This window comes from Bradyrhizobium macuxiense (assembly GCF_007993935.1).
Taxonomy (GTDB): domain Bacteria; phylum Pseudomonadota; class Alphaproteobacteria; order Rhizobiales; family Xanthobacteraceae; genus Bradyrhizobium; species Bradyrhizobium macuxiense_A.
In genome coordinates this window covers 13,277-32,835 of the sequence record NZ_VITY01000024.1, presented here as the reverse complement: position 1 = coordinate 32,835, position 19,559 = coordinate 13,277, and the positions used below count along the sequence as shown (strand labels likewise).

At 64.3% G+C, this 19,559-nt stretch carries 21 protein-coding genes; 14 read left to right on the top strand and 7 right to left on the bottom strand.

Going from position 1 to position 19,559, the window contains the following annotated elements:
* Positions 1-13 precede the first annotated feature (13 nt).
* From FBZ93_RS38980 to FBZ93_RS38970, 3 genes are read left to right on the top strand one after another with little or no spacing between them, the layout of a single operon-like run.
* Positions 14-691: an acyl-homoserine-lactone synthase gene (locus FBZ93_RS38980; RefSeq protein ID WP_167529435.1), complete on the top strand. Its 678-nt coding sequence runs from the start codon at positions 14-16 to the stop codon at positions 689-691.
* Positions 630-1,994 carry a cytochrome P450 gene (locus tag FBZ93_RS38975; RefSeq protein ID WP_246667837.1) on the top strand — a complete coding sequence of 455 codons (1,365 nt, stop codon included), beginning with the start codon at positions 630-632 and terminating at the stop codon, positions 1,992-1,994. Before FBZ93_RS38980 ends, FBZ93_RS38975 begins: the two co-directional genes overlap by 62 nt.
* 38 nt (positions 1,995-2,032) lie before the next feature.
* Complete coding sequence (locus tag FBZ93_RS38970; RefSeq protein WP_050423265.1) at positions 2,033-2,251, top strand: hypothetical protein; 219 nt, start codon at positions 2,033-2,035, stop codon at positions 2,249-2,251.
* A 104-nt stretch (positions 2,252-2,355) separates the two neighbouring features.
* Here the strand turns inward: FBZ93_RS38970 and ybaK are convergent, their stop codons facing one another.
* Positions 2,356-2,838: a Cys-tRNA(Pro) deacylase gene (gene ybaK, locus FBZ93_RS38965; RefSeq protein ID WP_146993011.1), complete on the bottom strand. Its 483-nt coding sequence runs from the start codon at positions 2,836-2,838 to the stop codon at positions 2,356-2,358.
* Between the two features lie 362 nt (positions 2,839-3,200).
* Between ybaK and FBZ93_RS38960 the strand changes: the two genes are divergently transcribed.
* The 6 genes from FBZ93_RS38960 to FBZ93_RS38935 all read left to right on the top strand — a co-directional run bounded on the left by FBZ93_RS38960 (position 3,201) and on the right by FBZ93_RS38935 (position 9,710).
* Entirely contained in the window at positions 3,201-4,493 is a 1,293-nt protein-coding gene (locus FBZ93_RS38960; protein ID WP_146993010.1) for an adenylosuccinate synthase, read from the top strand.
* 35 nt (positions 4,494-4,528) lie between these two features.
* Complete coding sequence (locus FBZ93_RS38955) at positions 4,529-6,088, top strand: hypothetical protein (protein WP_146993008.1); 1,560 nt, start codon at positions 4,529-4,531, stop codon at positions 6,086-6,088.
* A gap of 197 nt (positions 6,089-6,285) precedes the next feature.
* Positions 6,286-6,720 carry a DUF5413 family protein gene (locus tag FBZ93_RS38950; protein ID WP_146993006.1) on the top strand — a complete coding sequence of 145 codons (435 nt, stop codon included), beginning with the start codon at positions 6,286-6,288 and terminating at the stop codon, positions 6,718-6,720.
* 171 nt (positions 6,721-6,891) lie between these two features.
* The gene (locus FBZ93_RS38945) at positions 6,892-8,514 is read left to right on the top strand and encodes an inorganic phosphate transporter (RefSeq protein WP_146993004.1); all 1,623 of its coding nucleotides are present in this window, start codon (positions 6,892-6,894) and stop codon (positions 8,512-8,514) included.
* 24 nt (positions 8,515-8,538) lie between these two features.
* The gene (locus tag FBZ93_RS38940) at positions 8,539-8,907 is read left to right on the top strand and encodes a Crp/Fnr family transcriptional regulator (protein ID WP_146993002.1); all 369 of its coding nucleotides are present in this window, start codon (positions 8,539-8,541) and stop codon (positions 8,905-8,907) included.
* A gap of 254 nt (positions 8,908-9,161) precedes the next feature.
* Positions 9,162-9,710 (top strand): DUF4112 domain-containing protein, encoded by a 549-nt coding sequence (locus tag FBZ93_RS38935; protein ID WP_146993000.1) that lies wholly within the window; start codon positions 9,162-9,164, stop codon positions 9,708-9,710.
* Between the two features lie 119 nt (positions 9,711-9,829).
* Here the strand turns inward: FBZ93_RS38935 and FBZ93_RS38930 are convergent, their stop codons facing one another.
* The 6 genes from FBZ93_RS38930 to FBZ93_RS38905 all read right to left on the bottom strand — a co-directional run bounded on the left by FBZ93_RS38930 (position 9,830) and on the right by FBZ93_RS38905 (position 14,023).
* Entirely contained in the window at positions 9,830-10,120 is a 291-nt protein-coding gene (locus tag FBZ93_RS38930; protein WP_016844322.1) for a hypothetical protein, read from the bottom strand.
* Between the two features lie 222 nt (positions 10,121-10,342).
* Positions 10,343-10,507 carry a DUF3309 family protein gene (locus FBZ93_RS38925; protein WP_074131060.1) on the bottom strand — a complete coding sequence of 55 codons (165 nt, stop codon included), beginning with the start codon at positions 10,505-10,507 and terminating at the stop codon, positions 10,343-10,345.
* A gap of 234 nt (positions 10,508-10,741) precedes the next feature.
* Positions 10,742-11,119: a hypothetical protein gene (locus tag FBZ93_RS38920; RefSeq protein ID WP_246667836.1), complete on the bottom strand. Its 378-nt coding sequence runs from the start codon at positions 11,117-11,119 to the stop codon at positions 10,742-10,744.
* A 139-nt stretch (positions 11,120-11,258) separates the two neighbouring features.
* Positions 11,259-11,672 (bottom strand): peptide-methionine (R)-S-oxide reductase MsrB, encoded by a 414-nt coding sequence (msrB, locus tag FBZ93_RS38915; protein WP_146992999.1) that lies wholly within the window; start codon positions 11,670-11,672, stop codon positions 11,259-11,261.
* Between the two features lie 146 nt (positions 11,673-11,818).
* On the bottom strand, positions 11,819-12,535 hold the full coding sequence (gene msrA, locus FBZ93_RS38910) for a peptide-methionine (S)-S-oxide reductase MsrA (RefSeq protein ID WP_146992997.1): 717 nt from the start codon (positions 12,533-12,535) through the stop codon (positions 11,819-11,821).
* Between the two features lie 378 nt (positions 12,536-12,913).
* The gene (locus FBZ93_RS38905; RefSeq protein ID WP_050423273.1) at positions 12,914-14,023 is read right to left on the bottom strand and encodes an ATP-dependent DNA helicase; all 1,110 of its coding nucleotides are present in this window, start codon (positions 14,021-14,023) and stop codon (positions 12,914-12,916) included.
* Positions 14,024-14,222: 199 nt separating this feature from the next.
* Here FBZ93_RS38905 and FBZ93_RS38900 point away from each other — a divergent pair, with 199 nt between their 5' ends.
* From FBZ93_RS38900 to FBZ93_RS38880, 5 genes are all read left to right on the top strand, one after another.
* A complete protein-coding gene (locus FBZ93_RS38900) occupies positions 14,223-15,428 on the top strand; it encodes an LLM class flavin-dependent oxidoreductase (RefSeq protein WP_146992996.1) in 1,206 nt (401 codons plus the stop codon).
* 217 nt (positions 15,429-15,645) lie between these two features.
* Positions 15,646-16,596, top strand: a complete 951-nt coding sequence (locus FBZ93_RS38895) for a sulfonate ABC transporter substrate-binding protein (protein WP_146992994.1) — start codon at positions 15,646-15,648, stop codon at positions 16,594-16,596.
* Positions 16,597-16,632: 36 nt separating this feature from the next.
* On the top strand, positions 16,633-17,586 hold the full coding sequence (locus tag FBZ93_RS38890; RefSeq protein ID WP_146992993.1) for a sulfonate ABC transporter substrate-binding protein: 954 nt from the start codon (positions 16,633-16,635) through the stop codon (positions 17,584-17,586).
* Positions 17,568-18,749, top strand: coding sequence for an FMNH2-dependent alkanesulfonate monooxygenase (ssuD, locus tag FBZ93_RS38885; protein ID WP_146992991.1), 1,182 nt, complete (start codon positions 17,568-17,570; stop codon positions 18,747-18,749). The genes FBZ93_RS38890 and ssuD overlap by 19 nt, the downstream gene beginning before the upstream one ends.
* Entirely contained in the window at positions 18,746-19,552 is an 807-nt protein-coding gene (locus FBZ93_RS38880; RefSeq protein ID WP_146992989.1) for an ABC transporter permease subunit, read from the top strand. The genes ssuD and FBZ93_RS38880 overlap by 4 nt, the downstream gene beginning before the upstream one ends.
* Positions 19,553-19,559: the final 7 nt, after the last annotated feature.

Sequence of the window (19,559 nt, the reverse complement as noted above, 5' to 3'; positions counted from 1 at the left end):
TGGAGGCGGAGGAATGTCGCAGCTTTGGGGGGAATACCACGCGCTCGTCACCACCGAAGAGCGCTATCCGGCACATGTTCAGGCGATGCTGAGGCTGCGCAAGCGGCTGTTCGTCGATCATTGCGGCTGGCTTCTGACCACGACCGGCGACGTCGAGCGCGACCAGTTCGACGTCTGGTATACTGAACACTGCCTGCTGTTTCTCGGTTCGGAGCTGATCGGCGGCTTCCGCGCCATCCGCACCGACTATCCGTACCTCACCAAGTCGGTCTTCCCACAGCTGGCGCAGCGCCGCTTTCCGAGCCGCCGTGACGCCTGGGAAATCAGCCGCTTCGGCGTGCTGCCGGGGGCGGCAACCGCATCGGCCGCGCGCGTCAACTATGCGCTGATGTTTCGCTTCGCCGAGCTGCGCGGCGCGGCGGCGCTGGTGGCGATGGCCGACCTCACCTATGAGCGCTTCCTCGCGCGGATGGGCATCCGCACCCATCGTTACGGTCCACCGCAGGTGATCGGCAACGACCGCCACGGCCGCCCGCTGACGGCGCTCGCCGGCGAGATTCCGCTCGATGTCGCCGGCAATCCCGGCCTGACCAAATTCCTCGACCTTGGACGGCAATTGGAGATCCACGATGCCACACATGTTCTCGGACGTTCGAGCGTTTCGGAGCGACCCGCTCAAATTCCTGCTTGAGCGCGGCAACGCGTCGCCGCTCGGGCTGGTGCCGCTCCATCTCGGGCCCGCGCCGGTCTTGCTGGTGAATGATCCTGATCTGATCCGCCCGATCCTGAAGGCGCCGGAAACCGACGTCGGCAAGGGCCGGCTGATCAAGAAGCTTTCGCCGGTGCTCGGCCAGAGCTCGCTGATGCTGCATGGCGACGAGCACAAGCGGCGCCGTGCGGTGCTGCACAAGCACATGGCCAAGGGCAGCGTCGAAAAATACCTGCCGCAGATGTGCGCCGAGATCCGCGCGGTCGGCGCAAGGCTGGCGCGGCTCGGTGCGTTCGATCCGCATCGCTTCACCGCGACGCTGGCGCTGCGCACGATCTGTATCGCCGTGTTCGGCGCCCAGGTGATCTCGTCCGGCGACGAGGAGGCCCTGGTGCAGGCGGTCGGCACCATCGAGGATGATCTGGCCGACGAGATGTTCCGCGTGCTGCCGCTTGGACCGGTGTCCTGGTATCGCAGGCGGCAGAACCGGATTTGCGCCAAGCTTGCGATGTCGACCGTGGTGCAGCGGCTGCGCAGCAGCGCCGGCTCGACCAGTGCGCTGCGCGATCTCGAAGCGCTCGGCCTCAGCGATCGCGACCTGCACGACGAAATTCTCACGCTGCTGCTGGCCGGCCACCACACCACCGGATCGACCGCAGCCTGGGTGCTCTATCACATGGCGGCCGATCCCGCGCTGATGGACGAGATCGCGGACGAGGCCGCCGATTGCATCGGTGACGACGGCGAATTGCGCGTCGATGCCGTCAGGCGTGCGGATGTCAGCGCGACCCTGGTCAAGGAGGTCTGCCGGCTCTATCCCAGCGCCTGGTGGTTCTCGCGCGAGGTGATGCAGCCGGCGTCGATCGGCGGGCGCGACCTCAAGGTCGGCACCTCGCTGTTGCTGTGCCCCTGGCAATTGCAGCGCGATCCGAGGCACTTCGAGGATCCCGACCGCTTCCTGATGACGCGGCGCTACAACACCGACGCCTACATCCCGTTCGGCGCCGGTCCGCGCGCCTGCGCCGGGATGGGGGTTGCGATGCTCGAGCTGCAATTGCTCGCGCTCGAGATCGCCGCGGCCTATCGCTTTACCGCCGTCAGTCCGAATCCTGCGCCGTGGCCGAAAGCATCGGTGACGCTCGTGCCGCCCCCCATGACCATCGACATCGAAGTCCGTGAGGTCCGCTCGCGTATCCCGCAGCTTGGCGAGGAAGCCGCGCGGCTGCCGTACATTCCATCCGCCAGCGCGGCGTCCATCAGCACACTGCAATCGGTTTCCCAATGACAACACACATCACGACGGCCAGCATCGGGCAAAGGGCCATGGATCAAGTGCAAGTGCGCAGTCTGCGCGACGTCATCGCTGTCTTGATCGAACAGCGCAGCATCGTGACGGCGGCCGGCGCAAGCTTTGCCGCACATCTGCTCGACCTTGCGATCATGCAGCTCAGGCTCAACGTCAACGATATTTCGGCAGAGGAATTGACCGGCCTGTCCGACTACGTCGGCGCGGAGTTTACCAGGGACAAGTCCTCGCATTGATCGCGCTGAGCGCTTTCGAGCGAAGTGGACACCGGTTCGCGTGAAGAGAACGCGTCAAAACAGGAAGCCGGAGCTTCGGCTTTGATTCAATCTGAGCCGAAGCTCTAGTCCTGCGTCGCCACCAGCGCCTTCATCGAGGCGCCGGCGGCAAGCGCGGCGTCGTTCGGATCGATCTCGATCTGGAGGCCGCGCTGGCCGCCATTGACGAACACCGTGACGTGGGTGAGCGCGGTCTCGTCGATTGCCGTCGGCACTTTCTTTTTCTGGCCGAACGGGCTGATGCCGCCGACATGATAGCCGGTCAGCCGCTCGGCATCGGCCGGCCGCATCATCCTGGCCGACTTGCCGCCGAGCGCCGCGGCGAGCTTCTTCATGCTGACCTCGCAGTCGGACGGCACCACGGCGCAGACCGGCTTGCCGTCGACCTCCGCCATCAGCGTCTTGAGCATGCGGTTCGGGTCGACCCCGAGCGCCTCCGCCGCCTGCAGCCCGATGCTCTCGGCATTGGAATCGTAGACATAGGTGTGAAGCTTGAAGGCAATGCCTAGCTTCCGCAGCGCCATCGTCGCTTGTGTCGAATTGGGCATGGGCCCCGCCGGTTAACCCAGGTGAATGATCGCCGCAATTGGAGCTGCGATCAATCAGCAAGCACGCGCAGCGGTAGGGCTGGCGTCACGTGGCCGTAACATTAAATTCGCGGCAGCCCGGCGCGGCCGGGCGCAGGATGGAATTTTCAGGGGATATCAAAGGGTTGTAGCTCGTCTAAAAGGCGTAAATGACCCCGTTCTTGCTTGCGCAGCCGACCCGCTTCCGTTATCCGGTAGGCGCCTTGCGTGTGCGCGGCCGGGCGCCGCGATTTGGCTGGGCATATCAATGCATGATCGCTGTGGGCGGACGCGTTTTCGCCGTGATCATGGTCTCTGAAACACCTGAAGGGAACATCTTCGCAATGGCCAATGTTGTCGTCGTCGGCGCCCAATGGGGTGACGAGGGGAAGGGCAAGATCGTCGACTGGCTGTCGGAACAGGCCGACATCGTCGTGCGCTTCCAGGGCGGCCACAATGCCGGCCATACGCTCGTGATCAATGGCGAGACCTACAAGCTGGCGCTGCTGCCCTCCGGCGTGCTGCGCCCGAACAAGCTGGCGGTGATCGGCAATGGCGTGGTGTTCGACCCGCAGGCGTTCCTCGACGAGGTCGCCAAGCTGAAGGGGCAGGGCGTCGCGGTCGGACCGGACAATCTGCGGATCGCCGAGAACGTCACGCTGATCCTGCCGCTGCACCGCGAGCTCGATTCCTTGCGCGAATCCTCCAATGCCATCACCTCGATCGGCACCACCCGCCGCGGCATCGGCCCGGCATATGAGGACAAGGTCGGCCGCCGCGCCATCCGCCTGATGGACCTCGCCGACCTCGACACCCTGCCGCACAAGATCGACCGCCTGCTGGCGCACCACAATGCGCTGCGCCGCGGCAACAATCTGCCGGAGATCGAGGGCAACAGCATCCTGGCCGAGCTGTCGGCGCTGGCGCCGAAGCTTCTGCCCTATGCCGAGACGGTGTGGCGGCTGCTGGACCTCAAGCGCCGCGAGGGCAAGCGCATCCTGTTCGAGGGCGCGCAGGGCGCGCTGCTCGACGTCGACCACGGCACCTATCCCTATGTGACGTCGTCCAACACGGTGGCGGCGCAGGCCGCGACCGGCACCGGCCTCGGGCCGGGCGCCGTCGGCTATGTGCTCGGCATCTGCAAGGCCTACACCACACGGGTCGGCCAGGGTCCGTTCCCGACCGAGCTGAACGACGAGATCGGCGAGGAAATCGGCCGCCGCGGCAAGGAATTCGGCGTCAACACTGGGCGCAAGCGCCGGGTCGGCTGGTTCGACGCGATGCTGGTGCGGCAGACGGTCCGGACCTGCGGAATTGCCGGGCTGGCGCTGACCAAGCTCGATATTCTCGACGGGTTCGACAGCATCAAGGTGTGCATCGGCTACAGGCTCGACGGCAAGGAAATCGACCATCTGCCGGCGGGCGAGGGCGCGCAGGCCCGCGTCGAGCCGATCTACGAGATCATCGAAGGCTGGAAGCAGCCGACGGCCAACGCGCGGTCCTGGGCGGACCTGCCGGCCCAGGCCATCAAGTATGTCCGCCGGGTCGAGGAGCTGGTGGGGTGTCCGATCGCCCTGCTTTCCACCAGTCCGGAACGTGAAGATACTATTCTGGTACAGAATCCGTTCGAGGCTTAACGGGATATTACCTATATCCCACCAATTGTGTGGAAATGGCTGACTACTACCCGCTGATTGCCCGTGCCATCGCCGGATTGGACCCCAACGCCCCCGGCGAAGCCCGCCGTGCGCTGTACGCGCGGGCGCGCACGGCGTTGATCCAGCAGCTCCGCGGCGTGCAGCCGCCGCTCTCCGAGTCCGAGATCACCCGCGAACGGCTGTCGCTGGAAGAAGCGGTGCGCAAGGTTGAGTCCGAGGCCGCGCAGCGCGCCCGCGAGGCCTCGCGCCCCGGCGGCGCCGCTCGCAGCAGCGACCCGTTGCGCCGCGCCAATCCGAGGCCGCCTGAGGCAAACGCCAGGCCGCCCGAGGCCAGTGCCGCCGACACTGCCGCGCGCCCGCGGCCGCCGGCCGAACCGCGCCCGCCGCGCAATTTGCGCCCCGATGCGCCGCCGCCGGCCCCGCCGCGGCCGCAGAATCCGCAAGCCCCGCCGGATCCCCAGGCGCGGCCGGGCGCGCCGCGCCGCGCCGGCGAAGGCGCACCGCCGGTGCCGCCGTCCGCGCCGGGTGTCCGCGGTTTCCGCGACATCACCGCGGACGCCGACGATCTCGGCCGTGCCGCAGCACAGGCCAGCCGCAACGCGCGCAAGACCTACGCCAACGTGCCGTCGCCGTCGCCGGAATTCGACCGACTCGAGCCGAGCATGGAGAACCGCGGCGGCGATCCCGAGGCGCCGTACTCCTACGACGAGTCGATCGAGGAGGCCGAGCGCTACACCCCGCAGCAGCCGCCCCAGGCGCCGCCGCCGCGGTCGCGGGTCAGCAACGCCGACCGTGAGCCGAAGCCGCCGCGCGTCGGGTCGATGTTCCCGTTCAAGACGGCGATCGTGATCGGCATCCTGCTGATCCTGGTCGGCGCCGGCATCCTCTGGGGCAAGCCCGCCCTGACCTATGTCAGCACCCTGTTCAAATCCTCCGCTCCGGTCGAGGCGCCGAAGGATGCTTCGGCGACGCCGTCGAGCAAGAAGATCACCGACCGCGTCGGCCAGCCCTCGTCGGGCGAGCCGGTCGCTCCGGTGGCGCAGCGCGTGGTGCTGTATGACGAGGACCCTTCGGATCCGAAGGGCAAGCAGTATGTCGGTTCGGTGGTCTGGCGCACCGAGCAGGTCAAGGGATCGGGCAACCAGAAGCCCGACATCGCCGTGCGCGCCGACATCGACATCCCCGACCGCAAGTTCAAGATGACGATGTCGTTCCGCCGCAACACCGATTCATCGCTGCCGGCGAGCCATACCGCGGAATTGACCTTCATCCTGCCGCAGGACTTCGCCAATGGCGGTGTCGGCAACGTGCCGGGCATCCTGATGAAGTCCAACGAGCAGGCGCGCGGCACGCCGCTGGCAGGCCTCGCGGTCAAGGTCACCGACGGCTTCTTCCTGGTCGGCCTCTCGAACGTCGACGCCGACCGCTCGCGCAATCTGCAGCTCCTGAAGGAACGCTCCTGGTTCGATGTGCCGCTGGTCTACACCAACCAGCGCCGCGCCATCATCGCGATCGAAAAGGGCGCGCCCGGCGAGCGGGCATTCAACGACGCCTTCGCGGCGTGGGGTGAGTAGCGGCCTCGACACTCACCTCGGCTCACGATGTCGCCGCCCGGCTCTGTCCGGGCGCTTCCGTATCGCCGCGACATTGGCGGCGCGCTGTTGCAGCGCATCCGACGCGCAGCCCCCGGAACATTCCGGGCGCTTTCGATTTTCCCTAGAACCGTCGCGTGACTGCGTTAAACTCGCCTGACGTCGGGCAAGGGCAGGCCATGAAACGCTATCTGATCTTCGCAGCCATCGGGCCGTTCATCGGCGGCTTCCTGCTATTGCTCATGACCACCTATCAGTCCGGCTACTGGACCGATACCAATGGCGGTGAGGTGGCGAAGCTGCTCGTCGTGTTCGTGAAGTCGCTGCAATACAATTATCTGTTCGGCATCGTGCCGTCGCTGATGTTCGGCGCGATCGACGACATCCTGATGCATGTGCGGCGGATCTCGCCGCTGCTGCGGATGCTGATCGTCGGGGCGGTGGCGTTCGTCGGCGCGGCGCTGACCTACGCCTCGCACGGCTCCGAAAGCGGCGCGGTGCAGTTCATCCTCTACGGGCTGGTCGGCTTCATCCCGGGCGTGATCACGTCCTGGCTGGCGCACAAATACGCCGAGGAACTGTACCAGCCGGCGCAGCCGGTCTCGCAGCACTAGGGTACTCCGTCGGCGATAACTTCGCTGTTCGGGTAATCTTATCAATGAATTAGATGCTGGCTGAGGACCTGGCTGCGCTGTCTTCACATAACTGTCACATGGACGTCATGTAAACGTAGTCCCAATGTCACATGGCCGCTTTTGTCCTCCCGCGGCTGTGAGGGCGATCAAATGAGCGATGTGGCGTTACCTGGTTCGATCGAGCCCGCGCGACGCCGCGGCCCCGATCTCGAGAAGGGCTTTCATCCGCTTACCGGCATCATCTATCTCGGCGTGATCGGCGCCGCGCTGCTGTTCGTGGCCTACAGCATCTACGCGGATGTTGGCGCCACGGGTGCCGGCAAGACCTCTTATGCGGCATTCCTGCTGCTGTTCGTCGCGCTGTTGATCTCGCTCGGCTTCGAATTCGTCAACGGCTTTCACGACACCGCAAACGCCGTCGCAACCGTGATCTATACGCGCTCGATGCCGGCGCATATTGCCGTCGTCTGGTCGGGCCTCTTCAATCTGATCGGCGTGCTTCTCTCCAGCGGCGCCGTCGCTTTCGGCATCGTCTCCTTGTTGCCGGTCGAACTGATCCTTCAGGTCGGCAGCAGCGCAGGCTTCGCCATGGTGTTCGCGCTTCTGATCGCCGCGATCATCTGGAACGTGGGCACGTGGTATTTCGGACTGCCGGCCTCGAGTTCGCACACTCTGATCGGATCGATCATGGGCGTCGGCATATCGAACGCCCTGATGCACGGACGAGAGGGGACGTCCGGCGTGGACTGGTCGCAGGCCGTCAACACCGGCAAGGCGCTGCTGCTGTCGCCGCTGTTCGGATTCCTGCTTGCTGCCATCCTGCTCTACGGGCTCAAGACCGCATTGTTGCGCGCAACGCCGGCGCTGTTCGGCGAACCGCAAGGCGACCAACCGCCGCCATGGTGGATTCGCGGCATCCTGATCCTGACCTGTACCCTGGTCAGCTTCTTTCATGGATCGAACGACGGTCAAAAAGGCATGGGCCTCATCATGCTCATCTTGATCGGCGTGGTCCCGACCGCTTACGCGCTCAACCGCGCGATGCCTGCGAACCAGATCGAGGCATTCACGGCGAATTCGGCTGCGGCGAGCAAGGTCGTCGAGGACAAGGGCGCTGATCGCAAGGTGACCGGCGACCCGCGTCCCGCGGTGACGAACTACATCGCGCTTCGGCAGCTCACCGACGACACCTATCCGTCACTTGCCATCCTCGTCCGCGAGATCAGCGACCAGGTCGTTCAGTATGGTTCGCTGGCCAAATTCCCCGCCGAGACCGTCCGCAACACGCGCAACGATATGTATTTGGTATCGGAGGCGCTTCGCCTGCTCATGAAGACCAGCGACAACGGGCTGAGCGATGCCGATGCCGCGACGCTCAATCGCTACAAGGGCTCGCTGGATGCCGCCACCAAATTCATTCCGTCCTGGGTGAAGATCGCGGTGGCCATCGCGCTCGGCCTCGGCACGATGGTCGGCTGGAAACGGATCGTCGTGACGGTGGGTGAAAAGATCGGCAAGACCCACCTGACCTATGCGCAGGGCGCCTGCGCCGAGATCACGGCGGCCGCGACCATCGCTGCCGCGGATGGATACGGCTTGCCGGTGTCGACGACGCACGTGCTGTCGTCCGGCATCGCAGGCACCATGACCGCAAACGGGTCCGGCCTGCAATGGTCGACGATCCGCAATATCGCGATGGCCTGGGTTCTGACCTTGCCGATGGCGATGCTGATCTCGGGCCTGCTCTACTTTGTCTTCGCGCATTTGTTTTAGCAGAACGCAGAAAAGGGATTTCGAGTGGCAGATGCAAGCTTCAGCCTTCTGACGGGCAACAGTATCGAAACCCGCCTGGTTCGGGCCGGCGGCGTGATTTTTCGCGAGGGTGAGCAGGCCAACGAGCTCTTCGTGATCAAGAGCGGCTACGTGCGCATCCAGGTCGGCAACAAGACCATGGCGGACCTCGCGCCGGACACGATCTTCGGCGAGATGGCATTGATCGACAACGAGCCGAGGAGTGCGACCGCGACGGCGCTGACGGATGTCGAGCTCGTCCCGGTCTCGGAAAAGCAGTTTCTCTTCCTCGTCAGCCAGACGCCGCATTTCGCCCTCAAGGTGATGAGGACGCTGGCGCAGCGGCTCAGAACCATGAACAAGGGCGTCTATTAGGCGGGACGAACGGGCTCTTGATGACCGTCGGTGGATCTGTCTCGATTGATCGCTTCACGCATCTGCTCGTGCAAGGCTAGGCTGAAAGCCTAGGTTAAAGGGCGAGGCAAATCGAAGGCCGGCATTTCATGCCGCCGCTTCGGCTTGACGCCGTCGGCGGCGCGCGGCACGTGATGGCCTTGCGCGTGACAGCCTCGAACGTGACACAGTGGTAATGTGACGCAACTTGAACCGCCTGCCTGCGTTACCATGTGATGGCCATGCCCGAGGACGACATTTTCACCCCCCACGCCACGCGATCGCGGCCGCCCTTCGGCGGAGCGCAGGCGCGCGGCAAGGTGATCGATCAGGACGGGCGCGAGCTCGGCGATGGCCCGCTGCATCCGCAGTTCCAAGGCTTTCAGGAAGGCTTCAGCTTCGACTTCCGCAACTCCAGTGCCAATCCGTTCGGCAATCTGACGCGCGAGGAACGGCTCGCGCGGCTGGAGATGATCGCAAAGCTGCTCGACGTCGCCTTTGTCGTGCCGGGCACCAATGTCCGCTACGGCATCGACGGGCTGATCGGCCTGATCCCCGTGGTCGGCGATCTCATCACGACCGCGATCTCGCTGTGGCTGGTGCGCGAGGCCCGGCTGCTGGGCGCGCCTTGGCACATCACCGCGCGGATGCTCGCCAACGTCGCCGTCGACGGCGTGGTCGGCATGGTGCCGGTGGCGGGCGATGCCTTCGACGTCATGTTCCGCGCCAATATCCGCAATGTGCGGATGCTGCGGCGCTGGCTCGACAAGCAGCCGCGGCTCTAGCGCATAATCCGGAAAAGTGTGCAGCGGTTTTCCGATCAGATTATGCGCAAGAAAGAGTCCCCAAAACAAAAGCCCCCGGATCGGTCCGAGGGCTTTTCGTTAGGTGACGAGTAGAAATCTTATGCGGCGTCGGCGTCGGTCTGGCTGGCGGCGGGGCGCGGACGGCGCGGCAGCGGAAACGCCTCGCTCTCATAGAGCGAGCGGATGCCGTTCTGGTCGAAACGGGCTTCCTCGACCTGCAGATAGGCGCCGTTCAGCGAATCCGCCGGCAGCTGCTCCATCGCGAACTGCACGGCCTCGGCAGCGGTGCCGAAACGGCGGTACGCGAAGCCCGCCCGCTTCTTCTTGCGGATCGCGGCAGGAAACAGTTCGGCAGACGTATTGTAGTTGAACGGACGCAGGGGACGCATGGTCGACGACCTCTTGTGTTCTTGGCAGTTAGCGTGGCGAAAGGGATTGGGGGACGGCGGCCTGTACTTGGCGGCGCGCCGTACATGTCATTTCGATCCCTAATATAGGCCTCTTTGACAAAAATGCGACCCCAGAAGCGCCCCCGGCAGGGCACATGCTGAATCCGCGCATGGCACGGCGTGCGGTCAAATAAGTCTATTTATTTCAACGACTTATGAGCATTAAATCTTGTCGAGCCAGGCCAGGATCGCGACCACGATCAAAATCACCCCGAAAAGCCCCATTCCGGAGTGGCCGAGACCATAGCCATAGCCGCGGATCCGGCCGCTATAGCCGCCCAGCAGGATAACCAGCAAGAGGATGATGAGGATCAATCCGAGCGACATGGCGCCCTCCTCAGAACAGGCGGCAGCCGCACGGCGAGACGCCGACGGCCCCGCGGATTCCAAGCAAAGCACATTCCGGCCCGCGAGTCGTTAACTTCGGCGTCATTTCGGGGCGGTGCGTGGCATCGAACCCCAATTCGCAATTGCGAATTGGGGAATCTCAGTCCGGAGCTCGTCACCCGGCGGCGAAAAGCGCCGACCGTTGGGACGGCCCCGGGGATGACGGCTTCGCCGTCACTTCTTGCTTTCGTCGATCGGGAGCACCTTCAGCGGGGTCGGATAGGGCTCGACCCGCAGCGAGTCATGGGAGATCAGCCCGACCTTGTGCAGCGGCGCCTGCTCGAGATCGCCGGCGGAGGATTTGTGCACGGCGTATTGCCAGACGCTCATCGAGCCCTTGGCGACCAGCATCTTGGCGATGCCGCCCGCGTTCTGGCCTTCGACCTGCGCGAGATCGGCATCGGTCAGGCCGATCACGATTTCGTCCTTGGAGGTAATGACCTTGAACAGCGAGATCTTGTCGGCGGCGAATGCCGGCATGCTCACCGTGCTCCCCATGATGACGCTGGCAAAACCGAGACCGAACAAAAGCTTTCCTGGAATCCGTGACATCAAAATTTCCTTGTGTTGAGGCGCGCGGAAGGGTGGCCGCGCCAAAACAAAACCCCGCGCGACCGGTTCTTGGTCGCGCGGGGCGGATCAAACGTTCGACGGGCCGATGGATTATTCGGCGCGCTAGGCCCGACGGCCGTTACTTCTTCTCGTTCAGCTTCAGCGCCGCCGAGTTGATGCAGTAACGCAGGCCGGTCGGGCCGGGGCCGTCGTTGAAGACATGGCCGAGATGGCCGTCGCATTTCGAGCACAGCACCTCGGTGCGGATCATGCCGTGGCTCATGTCGCGCTCTTCGTCGACATGGCTCTCGATCGCGGGCTTGGAGAAGCTCGGCCAGCCGCAGCCGGAGTCGAACTTCTGGTCGGACTCGAACAGCGTCTGCCCGCAGCCGGCGCAGACATAGGTGCCCTTGCGGGGATCATGCTCGTATTCGCCGGTGAACGGCCGCTCGGTCGCCTTCTCACGCAGCACGGCGTACTGCATCGGCGTCAATTCCTTGCGCCACTCGGCCTCGCTCTTGCGGACCTTGCCGTCGGTCTTGGTATCGGACATGGAAACTCCCTTGTTGGCGTCATTGCGAGCGAAGCGAAGCAATCCAGTGTAAGGGACGCGATGGATTGCTTCGTTCGCGGAGTTTATCATCGGGCCGGCCAAAAGGCCGGACCCGGTGGCTCCTCGCAATGACGGAGACTGTTCCCTCAGTTGGTGACCTTGGTGCTGCTCACCAGCGTCGGCTTCTCGATGTAGCTCTCCGCGAAGATCTTCTTCAGGTTCTCGACCTTCGGGATGTCATTATACGCAATATAGGGCTGGTTCGGGTGCAGCGTCAGATAGTCCTGGTGGTAGCCCTCCGCCGGATAGAACGCCTCCAGCGCGCCGACCTTGGTGACGATCGGCTTCTTGTAGACCTTGGCGGCGTTGAGCTGGGCGATATAGGCGTCCGCCACCTTCTTCTGCTCCTCGCTGGTGGTGAAGATCGCCGAGCGATATTGCGTGCCGCTGTCCGGTCCCTGGCGGTTCAGCTGGGTCGGGTCGTGCACGACCGAGAAGAAGATCTGCAGGATCTTGCCATAGGAGATCTTCTGCGGGTCGTATTTGATCTCGACCGACTCGGCGTGGCCGGTGGTGCCGGTCGAGACCTTCTCGTAGTCGGCATTCGCCTTGCTGCCGCCGGAGTAGCCCGACACCGCGCTGACGATGCCGGCGGTGTGCTGGAACACGCCCTGCACACCCCAGAAGCAGCCCCCGGCGAGCACCGCGGTCTTGATGCCGGTTTCAGGCGCGCTCGCCGCCGGCGGCGGGATGACAACGGCGTCCTCGGCGGCAAGCGAGGGTGCAACGGCAAAAGCGGCGACCGCCAGCGCGCCGATCGCGGCGGCGCAGAGCGAGAGACGGCTGAGGGGGCTCTTGGGCATGGGTTCCTCGTGGGATCGCAATTGGGGCCAGTCTAGAGCGGAGGCCGGCATTGGCAAACCGGGCAGAACTGCTCCGACGCTTCAAAATACGGGCGAGGGGACGTTTTGTTACGGCTCCGGCCACACGGTTTCGTGAGGGAAATCAGCGAGGTTCAGGGATAACGGTATGGATTTTTGCCCGCGGCCCCTCCACGCCGTCGTCCTGGCGAAAGCCAGGACCCATAACCACCAAATGTAACTGTAGGCGGGATCGTGGCCCCAGCGTCCCGCAACAACAAGCAGCCGGGGTAATGGGTCCTGGCTTTCGCCAGGACGACGCTGAATGCTGGTGTCATAGACTCACGTGCTGTCAGGATGACGTCGGTGCCTGCCGGACTCTCACACCACCACGCTCAGCCGCTTCGCGGCCCGCGTGATGCCCGTGTACAGCCACCTCGCGCGCGAGTCCTGGAATGCAAAGCTCTCGTCGAACAGCACGACGTCGTCCCACTGCGAGCCTTGCGACTTGTGCACGGTCAGCACATAGCCGTAGTCGAACTCGTCATAGGGCTTGCGCTGCTCCCACGGCACGCCCTCGACGCCGCCGTCGAAGCACTCGCCGCGCACCGAGACCTTGGTGACCTTGTAGCCGAAATCCTCGTCCGGCATCACGCGCATGGTGATGATCTTGGATTTCGACTGCGCGCGCGCCTTGACCCGCCACAGCCCGCCGTTGAACAGGCCCTTCTTGCGGTTGTTGCGCAGGCAGACCAGCTTGTCGCCGGCGACCGGCAGCGGATCCTCGATGTTCAGCCGCTGCCGCACCCGCATGTTGTAGGCGCGGCGGGTGTTGTTGCGGCCGACCAGCACCTGGTCGGCGCTCATCACGCGGTCCGGATCGAGCTCCTTGCGCGACACCACCTCGCTCTCGCCATGACGGCCGATCTCGAGCTCGCGGCCCTCGCGGATGTCCATCGACATCCGCACGATCGGATCGTCCTGTGCCTGGCGGTGCACCTCGGTCAGCATCGCGTCCGGCTCGGCGTCGGTGAAGAAGCCGCCGCCCTGGATCGGCGGCAATTGCGCGGGATCGCCGAGCACCAGCAGCGGGCAGTCGAACGACATCAGGTCGCGGCCGAGCTCGGCGTCGACCATCGAGCATTCGTCGATCACGATCAGCTTGGCCTTCGAGGCCGGCGCGTCGTCCCAGAGCTCAAAGCTCGGCTGCTCGACGCCGGATTCCCGGGCGCGGTAGATCAGCGAGTGGATCGTGGACGCGCTGTCGCAGCCCTTGTTGCGCATCACCAGCGCCGCCTTGCCGGTGAAGGCGGCGAACTTCACCTCGCCGTCGACGCCCTCGGCGATGTGCTGGGCGAGCGTGGTCTTGCCGGTTCCGGCATAGCCGAACAGGCGGAACACCGGCGGCGTGCCGTTTTGGCCGGGCTTGGCTTTCAGCCAGTCGGCGACGGCTTTCAGCGCGGAATCCTGATGCGGCGTAAAGGTGGTCATGAGCTTTCGGAGGAAGGAGCGCGCGACCGATAGCGCCGCGACTCACACCAAGACAAGCTAAACATTCATGCGTTCCAGGCAAGCCGCCTCCCGCTGCGCGGAATTGGAGTTTCACCCCCGAGGCTGGACTTGGTTCGCGCCACCACTAGACTGACCGACAATAACAAACGGTCGGGGACGCGACCTTGGGAGTGACGCCATGAAATTCGGCATCTTTTACGAGCTGCAACTGCCGCGCCCCTGGAACGACGGCGATGAGCTCAGGCTCTACCAGAACGCGCTGACACAATTGGAGACCGCCGACCGGCTCAACTACGATTATGCGTGGGTCGTGGAGCATCATTTCCTCGAGGAATATTCGCACTCGCCGGCACCGGAATCCTTCCTCGCCGCCGCGAGCCAGCGCACGAAAAATATCCGGCTCGGCCACGGCATCTTCCAGCTCACCACCAATCATCCTGCGCGCGTCGCCGAGCGGGTCGCGGTGCTTGATCTGCTGTCAAACGGCCGCTGCGAGTTCGGCATGGGCGAGAGCGCCTCGATCACCGAGCTGACGCCGTTCGGCCGCGACATGGAGACCAAGCGCGAGGTGTTCGAGGAGGCGGTACAAGCGATCTTCCCGATGTTCACCAAGGTCGGCACCGAGCATCACGGCAAGTATTTCGACATCCCGCTGCGCAATGTGGTGCCGAAGCCGGTGCAGAAGCCGCATCCGCCGCTCTGGATGGCCTGCTCGCAGCTGCCGACGATCGAACGCGCCGGGCAGAACGGCTTCGGCGCGCTCGGTTTCCAGTTCGTCAGCGCCGAGGCCGCGCATGCCTGGGTGCACGCCTATTACAACGCGATCACCAAGCGGCTGAAGAAGCTCGCCGACTACGAGATCAATCCGAACATGGCGCTGGTCTCGTTCTTCATGTGCGCGAAGACCGACGAGGAAGCACGCCGGCGCGCCGACGGCGCGACCTTCTTCCAGTTCGCGCTGCGCTATTACGGCCAGTCGCAGAACCGGCAGCGGCCGGCACCCGGCACCGTGAACATGTGGGACGAGTACAACAAGTGGAAGCGCGAGAATCCGGAGGCGCAGGAAGCCGCGCTACGCGGCGGCCTGATCGGCTCACCGGAGACGATCGCCAAGAAGCTGCGCCGCTTTCGTGCCTCGCATATCGACCAGGTGATCTTGCTCAACCAGGCCGGCAAGAACACGCATGAGCATATCTGCGAGTCGCTCGAGTTGTTCGGCAAGGAAGTGATGCCGGAGTTCCAGCACGATCCCGAGCACGATGCCTGGAAGAAGGGCGTGCTCGATGGCTCGATCCAGCTCGAGGAGATCGATACCCAGGCGTTCTCGGACCGCTATGGTAAACTCGCGGTCAATGTCGGATCGAAAGCCGCCGCTGCTGGCTGATCAATTGAAGTGCAGCGACCTCGCGATCTCGTGAGGAAAATAATTCGCTACACGCGATCTGCGCCTTAAAAGAAACGGCACGCGCGATGCCTGCACCGAAGTGCGGGCATCGCTATTTTTGTGCGGTGCTCGACAGCTTCATTCGCGCGCCCCATCATCCTGACAACACATGATCGTGCCGCGCGATAGCGCGCTTGATCGTCAGGAGAATCTTGGAATGAAGCGTCGTGAGTTCCTCCAGCTGTCGCTCGTCACAGCCGCAGCCGCTGCCCTGTCGCGAGGCGCGCAGGCGCAGGCGGACACGAAGGAAATTCGTATCGGCTACCAGAAGAACGGCGTGCTCGTCATCACGCGGCAGCGCGAGGCCTTGGAAAATCATTTCAAGCCGCAAGGCATCAGCGTGAAATGGGTCGAGTTCTCCTCGGGCCCGCCGATGATGGAGGCGATGAATGTCGGCAGCGTCGATTACGGCGCAGTCGGCGATTCCCCGCCGATCTTCGCGCAGGCCGCGGGCGCCGCGATCGTCTATGCCGCCGCGCAGCCGATCATCAATGGGTCGGGCATCCTGGTGCCGCAGAATTCGGCAATCAAAGACATCGCCGACCTCAAGGGCAAGCGCGTCGGCTTCACCAAGGGATCCAGCGCGCATAACGTCGTGATCCAGGCGCTGGAGAAGGCCGGGCTCACTTATGATGACATCACGCCGGTCTATCTGACGCCGCCGGACGCCGGCCCTGCCTTCGCCAATGGCGGCATCGACGCCTGGGCGATCTGGGATCCGTATTTCGCGATCGCCGAGACCAAGCAGAACGGCCGCATTCTGGTCAAGACCCGCGACATCACCAAGACCAATTCGTTCTACATCGCCAATCGCGACTTCGCGAACCGGCGCGGCGCGCTGCTGCAGCAGATTGTCGATGTCACGACGTCGAGCGCGAAATGGGCAGAGGCGCATCCCGACGAGGTCGCGAAGTCGCTTGCCGCCGTCACCGGCGTGCCGCTCGATATCCAGGCCATCGCGGCCAAGCGGGCGGGCTTTTCGGTCGGCCCCGTCACCGACGACATCATTGCGACCCAGCAGGGCGTCGCCGACCGCTTCTTCAAGCTCGGCCTGATCCCGAAGCAGATCGCGATCCGCGACATCGTCTGGCGCAATACCCAGACCTGATCGGCGTTTGGTCATTTCAATGCAGAGGATATTCCCATGACGCGTTTATTCCGGCGCTGGATTGCCCGCGCGGTGCTGTCGGTCAGCATCGTGGCGGCGACCGTCAGCGCCTCCTATGGTCAGGAGAAGGTCGTCCGCATCGGCTATCAGAAATACGGCAAGCTGGTGCTGCTCAAGAGCAAGGGCTCGCTCGAGGAGAGGCTGAAATCGGTTGGCACCAAGGTGGTGTGGACCGAGTTTCCGTCAGGGCCGCCGCTGCTCGAAGCGCTCAATGTCGGCGCAATCGATTTCGGCAATACCGGCGAGGCGCCGCCGATCTTCGCGCAGGCCGCAGGCGCGCCGATCCAGTATGTCGCCTATGAACCGCCGGCGCCAAAGGGCGAGGCAATCCTGGTGCGGAAGGACAGCCCGATCAAATCGGTGACTGATCTGAAGGGCAAGAAGGTCGCGCTGAACAAGGGCTCCAACGTCCATTATCTGCTGGTGAAGGCGCTGGAGAAGGCCGGCGTTAAATATTCCGAGATCGAGCCGGTGTTCCTGGCGCCTGCCGATGCGCGCGCGGCGTTCGAGCGCGGCGCGGTCGATGCCTGGGTGATCTGGGATCCGTTCCAGGCCGCGGCGGAAGCTGCGACCGGCGCGCGCACCGTGGCCGATGGCGCCGGCATCGTCGCGAACTATCAGTTCTACTTCGCTTCGAAGCAGTTCCTGCAGGCCGATCCGAAGATCGTCGAGCTCGTGCTGGCCGAGCTCAGCGAGGTCGACGACTGGGCCAAGAGCGACATCCACGCCGTCGCCGAGCAACTGGCGCCGAGCATCGGCCTGTCGGTGCCTGTCGTTGAGGTCGCTTTGAAACGGCAGGCCTACGGCATCAAGCCGGTCACCGACGCCGTGGTCGCGGACCAGCAGCAGGTCGCCGACACGTTCTTCGCGCTCGGCCTGATCCCCAAACAGATCAAGATTTCCGACGTCGCATGGAGGCCGGGCACGTGAGCACCCCAACCAACGCCAACATCCTCTGGTTCCTGCCGACCCATGGCGACAGCCGCTATCTCGGCACGTCGATCGGCGGCCGCGAGGTGAACTTCAACTATCTGCGCCAGATCGCGCAGGCCGCCGACCAGCTCGGCTACTACGGCGTGCTGCTGCCGACCGGGCGGAGCTGCGAGGACTCCTGGGTCGTGGCCTCAGCCGTCGCGCCCTGGACCGAGCGGCTGCGCTATCTCGTGGCGGTCAGGCCTGGACTGCAATCGCCGAGCGTCGCCGCCCGCATGACCGCGACGCTGGACCGGCTGTCGAACGGGCGTCTGCTGATCAACGTCGTCACCGGCGGCGATCCGATCGAGAACAAGGGCGACGGCATCTTCCTCGATCACGACGAGCGCTACGCGGTGACGCGTGAATTCCTCAACGTCTACAGCGATCTGCTCGCCGGCAAGACCGTCAATGTCGAAGGCAAGCACATCCGGATCGAGGACGGCCGCCTGCTGTTCAATCCCGTGCAATCGCCGCGCCCGCCGCTGTATTTCGGCGGATCGTCGGACGCCGGCATCGATGTCGCGGTCGACACCGTCGACAAATACCTGACTTGGGGCGAGCCGCCGGCGCAGGTCGCCGAGAAGATCGCCAAGGTCAAGGCGGTTGCCGCGCAGCGCGGCCGCAAGCTGTCGTTCGGCATTCGTCTGCATGTGATCGTGCGCGAGACCAATGCAGAGGCGTGGAAGGCGGCTGACGAATTGATCCAGTACGTCACTGACGACACCGTCGCCGCCGCGCAGAAGATCTTCTCGCGGATGGACTCGGTCGGCCAGCAGCGCATGGCGCAGCTGCATGGCGGCCGTCGCGACAAGCTCGAGATCAGCCCGAACCTGTGGGCCGGTGTCGGCCTGGTGCGCGGTGGCGCCGGGACCGCGCTGGTCGGCGATCCCGAAACCGTTGCGGCCCGGATCAAGGAGTATCAGGACGTCGGCGTCGATACCTTCATCATGTCGGGTTACCCGCATCTCGAGGAAGCCTATCGCTTCGCCGAGCTGGTGTTCCCGCTGCTGTCGCTGGCGCAGCCGGGCAATGTGACGCCGATCCGCGTCAACACTGGGCCATTCGGCGAGACCATCGGCAACGACTACCGTCCGCAAAAGCAGGCATCGCAATCATGAGTCTCATCGACAGTCTTCCGCGCGTTGGCGCACCCAAACTCCCTAAGGTCGACGGGCTGATCCCCTGGATCGTGCCGCTCGTCATCGTTCTGGTCTGGCAGGTCGCCTGCGTCACCGGCTTTGTTCCCTCGCGGGTGCTGCCGGCGCCGACCGATGTCGCGCTGGCGGGATGGAAGCTGCTGCTATCTGGTGAATTGGTTCGCAACATCTGGGTCAGCTTCTGGCGCGCCTCGATCGGCTTTGTGATCGGTGGCGGCATCGGCTTCGCGTTCGGGCTCGCCAACGGGCTGTCGCAGCTGTCGGCAAAACTCACCGACACGACGTTGCAGATGGTACGCAACATCCCGCATCTGGCGTTGATCCCGCTGGTCATCCTGTGGTTCGGCATCGACGAGTCGGCAAAACTGTTCCTGGTCGCGCTCGGCGTGTTCTTCCCGATCTATCTCAACACGCTGCACGGCATCCGCACCGTCGATCCGCAGCTGATCGAGATGGGCCGCATCTACGGCATGACCGACGGCGAGCTGTTCCGCCGGGTGATCTTCCCGGGCGCGCTGCCGTCGATCTTCGTCGGCCTGCGCTTTGCGCTCGGCATCATGTGGCTGACGTTGATCGTCGCCGAGACTATCGCGGCCTCGTCGGGCCTCGGCTACATGGCGATGCAGGCGCGCGAGTTCATGCTGATCGACGTCGTCGTGCTCTCGATCCTGATCTACGCCCTGCTCGGCAAGCTCGCCGACAGCGCCTCGCGGGCGCTGGAGCGGCTCACCCTGTCGTGGCACCCGGCTTTCCAGAAAAAGTGAGAATGAG